The sequence below is a fragment of the Deferrisoma sp. genome (assembly GCF_054681715.1).
Map to the genome: position 1 here is coordinate 1 of NZ_BAAHFQ010000212.1, position 4,369 is coordinate 4,369.

At 69.6% G+C, this 4,369-nt stretch carries 4 protein-coding genes; all 4 read right to left on the reverse strand.

From position 1 onward, the window contains the following. On the reverse strand, positions 1–1,589 hold a 1,589-nt coding region (locus tag ACY0I8_RS16640; protein ID WP_461395642.1), incomplete at its 3' end, for an FAD-binding protein. 236 nt (positions 1,590–1,825) lie between these two features. Continuing rightward, positions 1,826–2,608 carry a 4Fe-4S dicluster domain-containing protein gene (locus tag ACY0I8_RS16645; protein ID WP_461395643.1) on the reverse strand — a complete coding sequence of 261 codons (783 nt, stop codon included), beginning with the start codon at positions 2,606–2,608 and terminating at the stop codon, positions 1,826–1,828. A 113-nt stretch (positions 2,609–2,721) separates the two neighbouring features. Further along, positions 2,722–3,855, reverse strand: a complete 1,134-nt coding sequence (locus tag ACY0I8_RS16650; protein ID WP_461395644.1) for a 4Fe-4S dicluster domain-containing protein — start codon at positions 3,853–3,855, stop codon at positions 2,722–2,724. Positions 3,856–3,882: 27 nt separating this feature from the next. Further along, positions 3,883–4,326 (reverse strand): hydrogenase iron-sulfur subunit, encoded by a 444-nt coding sequence (locus tag ACY0I8_RS16655; RefSeq protein ID WP_459940859.1) that lies wholly within the window; start codon positions 4,324–4,326, stop codon positions 3,883–3,885. Positions 4,327–4,369: the final 43 nt, after the last annotated feature.

Genomic DNA, 4,369 nt, shown 5'->3' on the forward strand with positions numbered 1-4,369 from the left:
CGGCTCCGATCGACCCCGGCCTCCTCGAGCTCCCGCACGAACTCGCGCACGTGGTCGAGCGTGGGCTCCCCGGGCTCCCCGGCGAGGCTTTTCACGTACTCGGCCGCGTTGCGACCGGCCCGCCGGCCGAACACGGTGATGTCCAGGAGGGAGTTGCCCATGAGGCGGTTCTCGCCGTGGACCCCGCCGGTCACCTCGCCGGCGGCAAAAAGCCCCGGCACCACGGTCTCGGCGTTGGGGGTGATCTTGAGCCCGCCGTTCTGGTAGTGGAGCGTGGGGTACACGAGCATCGGCTCCTTGCGGATGTCGATGCCGTAGCGCATGAACTGCACGAACTTGGCCGGCAGTTCCCGCTCGATGGTGCCCGGGCCCTCCAGCTCCTCGATCATGGGCGAGTCGAGCCACACCCCGTAGCGCCCCACCGGGGTCACGATGCCGTTTCCGCGCTCCACGCACTCCCGGATGATGGCGGCGCTCTCCACGTCGCGGGGCTCGCGCTCGAACACGAACTGCTGGCCGTGGATGTTGAGAAGGTTCGCCCCCAGCCCCCTCACCTTCTCGGTGATCAAAAGCCCCACGTTCTGCTCGGGGTATGCGGCGCCGGTGGGATGGTACTGGGTGGAGTGCATGAAGTCCAGCGGCACCCCGGCCCGGTACCCGATGACGAGGCCGTCGGCCGTGGCGCCGTAGTGGTTGGTGGTGGCGAACCCCTGGATGTGGAGCCGGCCGAAGCCGCCGGTGGCGAGCACCACGGCCTTGGAGCGCACCACGAAGTACTCCTCGGTTTCCATGTTGTAGAGGAGCGCCCCGCAGGCCCGGCCCTGCTTGTCCTTGAGGATCTCCACCGCAGCCGAGAACTCCATGACCTCGATCCGGTCGGGCCGGTTGCGGGCCTCGTCCCGGAGCACCCGCATGATCTCGGAACCGGTCATGTCGCCGGCCGAGTGCATCCGCTTGCGGCTCGTGCCCCCGCCGTGGCGCACCCGCATGCGGCCGTCGGGATGCTTGTCGAACATCATGCCGAGGCTTTCGAGCCACGAGATCACGATGGGCGCGTCCCGGGTGAGGGCGGCCACGAGGTCGGGCCGGTTCGTGAAGTGGCCGCCCCCGATCGTGTCGAGGAAGTGGAAATAGGGGCTGTCCACCTCCTGGTCGGCGCCCTGAATGCCGCCCTCGGCCATCACCGTGTTGGCGTCGCCGTGGCGCAGTTTCGTGGCCAGGATCACCTTGCACCCGTGGTCCGAGGCCAGGAGCGCCGCGGAGGTGCCGCCCCCGCCGCCCCCGATCACCAGCACGTCGGTGGTGTAGGTGGGGAGCACCGAGAAGTCCACCTTCTCCGGCGGGATCCGGGGGTAGGCCTCGAGCACGTCCACGAACTCCTCGGGGTAGACGTCGCCCTTGTTGGGCCCCACCCGCACCTCGCGCCGGCCATCCGGCTTGTAGTCGGGGTGGAACTTCCGGAGCACCTCTTCGCGCTCCTCCAGGGTCATGGCGGGGAAGTACTCGCCCCGGCGGGTGCGCTCGATGCGCTCGGCCCGGGTGGCCTCGACGCGCTTGATCAGTTCCTTCATTTCCGGCGTGTAACCCATGGCTTTTTCTCCGATCGACGGCTAGGCGGCTGGGCAGCTAGGCGGCTTGGCGGCTGGGGACCTCTGGGATTCCCACGGCACCGGCCGTCCCAACCTCTAGAGCGGCTCCAAAGCCGCGACAATTCCTCCAGCGGGCCTTCGGCCCGGATCGCGGCGTGGACGCCGCTCCCACACCGGGCCGAAACTCGGCCGTTGCCCCGTATGCGCTGTAGGGCCCCGCAGGAGCCTCAGAGGGGTCACAGATACGTCTTGTCCTCGGGCTCCCAGCCCGTGGAATCCAGGGGCTCGATCTCCCGCTCCACGTAGCGCTTGCGTAGCTCCTCGTGGTCCATCTTCGCGAGTTCCGCGAGGATGGCGTCGTACTTGCCGGACTCGATCTCCTCGACCCGCCGCTTGAGGTGTTCGGCCCGGGGCAGCATGTACTTGCCGTAGAGCCGGCGGCAGAGCTGGGCCACATGGTAGTGGGCGATCTGGGCCGGGCACCGGGCCGAGCACAGGCCGCACTGGATGCAGTCGAAGGACACCCGGGCGGCCCGGGCGATGTCGCCCCGCATGGCCGCGTTGATGTACTCCATGACGTCGATGTCCATGGGGCAGGCCCGGGTGCAGGTGTTGCAGCCCACGCACTTCATGATCTCGGGGTAGAGCGCCGCCACCACCTCGCCGGTGGCCCGGAGCTCCTCGAGGTTGTACACGGCCTTGTTGGCCGGGAAGAACGGGATCTGCGCCAGGATCATGTTCTCCTGGATCACGGTCTGGCAGGCCAGCCCGAAATGGAGCTGGAAATCGCCCTGGATCCGCCAAACCGTGGGGCAGGCCCCGCAGATACCGCCCCGGCACCCGCAGGCCCGGATGAACTGGTACCCGGCGTACTCGATGGCCTTCTGGATGGTCAGGGTTTCGGGCAGGAGGTACTTCTTGCCCATGATGTACACGGGCACGGTGCGGGCCCCCTCGGGCAGGATGGGCCGGTCGCCGCTCGCGATGATCTCGACCTTCTTCTGGGCTTGCGCGCTCATGGCCAGACTCCGTGAGTCGTGAATCGTAAATCGTGAATCGTTAACCGCCGCAGGTCGTTTCTCGTTCTTCGCAGGCCGCCTCGCCGCCTAGCTGCCCGGCCGCCCGGCCACCCTTACTCCCCCGCCCCCGACTCCTCCTGGAGCTCGTCCTCCCGGAACACCACCAGCGGGATCGGGTCGTCGAGGCTCCGGCCGGGCTCGTACTCCAGCATGGCCTGGACCTTCTGGGCCACGCTGCGAAACAGAGTCGCCACCGGCAGGCCCATGGGGCAGGCCGTGTCGCACAGGCCGCAGCCGATGCACGAGGTGGCCATGTGGTTGAGCCGCGTCAGGTGAAAGAGAAGGGTCTCGGCCGGCATCCGCTGGGCCCCCTTGCGCTCGGCCCACCGGGCGTAGAGCTCGCCCGGGTGGTCGAAGGTGGGGCTCTTGAAGATGCACTGCTTGCAGTAGCAGATGGGGCAGTTCTCCATGCAGTTGTAGCAGCGGATGCAGGTGGCGAAGGCCTCCTTGAGGCCCTCGATGCCCCGGGCCTCCGCGCGGAACCGCTCGAAGAGCTCGTCCCGGGCTTTGGTGCGGCTCGCCTGGACCTGGGAGAGCACGCTCGCCCGGCCCGCCGGCGCCTCGGCCGGGAACGTGGCCAGGCCCGCCTCGGCGAGCCGGTCGGCCCAGTCGTCCTCGGCCTCCACCGCGACCGCGCCGTCGGCCGCGCCCCAGGCCAGGAGCCGCACCTGGCCCCAGGCGGCGTCGGGATGCTCGCACACGGTGCAGGCCGTGCGAAACGCGAGCCCCTCGGGCGCGGCCGGCGCCCCGCCGGCCATGGCCGCCACGAGCCCGCGGGACACCTCGGCCGGGTCGAGGCCGGCGGCGGCAAACCCCGTGACCTCGAAGGTCCCGGGGCAGTCCACCGTCACGAAGACCACCCGCTCGGGCTGGATCTGCTGGAGCTTGATGAGCTCCACGGCGGCCCGGGCCTCGCACGGCCGCAGAACCACGGCCACCCGCCGGCCCGGGTCGGTGAAGGTCAGGTTCGACACGGCCCGGGCGCCCTGGACCGGCATCACGGGCGACCAGGGGTTCGCGCCCTCGAGCCGTGCGGGGTCGGCGAAGAGCCCCAGGGCGGTCGTGCCCCCGGCCGAGCGCGCCGGCACGAGCACCTCGTCCACCAGATCGCGCTCCAAGAGCCCCTTCAGGAAGGCCTCGGCCGCGGCCAGGGGGTCGGATTGGGTAGGAAGAACGCCCGTTTTCATCGTCATCGTCCTGGAAATGCGGGGAGCCTAGACGTCCCAGTGCCGTTTGAACTCGCAGGGGCCCATGGCGCGGATCGCCTCGGTCATCTCGGTGACCGTCTCGGCGAACTTCTTGCCCTCGCTCGCGCTGATCCACCGCAGCCACACACGGTCCTCGGGGATGCCGAGCTGGGCCAGGATGTTCCGGAGGATCGCCACCCGCCGCCGGGCCTTGTAGTTGCCGGACTGGTAGTGGCAGTCGCCCGGGTGGCAGCCCCCGATGAGCACGCCGTCGGCCCCGTCCATGAGGGCCTTGAGCACGTACACCACGTCCACCGCCCCCGAGCACATGAGGTGCACGATGCGCACGTTGGGGGGGTACTGCTGGCGGGTGGTGCCGGCCAGGTCCGCGCCGGTGTAGGTGCACCAGTGGCACAGGAAGGCCACGATCCTCGGTTCGAACGCGTTCGTGTCGGTTGCGGGTTCAGCCATTTGGGGTTCCTTTCGGCTGGGCGGCGGGGCGGCCGGGCCCCGC

Coding starts and splice junctions, on each gene's coding strand:
- ACY0I8_RS16645 (WP_461395643.1), bottom strand. CDS start 2,608: ATGAGCGCGCAAGCCCAGAAGAAGGTCGAGATCATCGCGAGCGGCGAC.
- ACY0I8_RS16650 (WP_461395644.1), bottom strand. CDS start 3,855: ATGAAAACGGGCGTTCTTCCTACCCAATCCGACCCCCTGGCCGCGGCC.
- ACY0I8_RS16655 (WP_459940859.1), bottom strand. CDS start 4,326: ATGGCTGAACCCGCAACCGACACGAACGCGTTCGAACCGAGGATCGTG.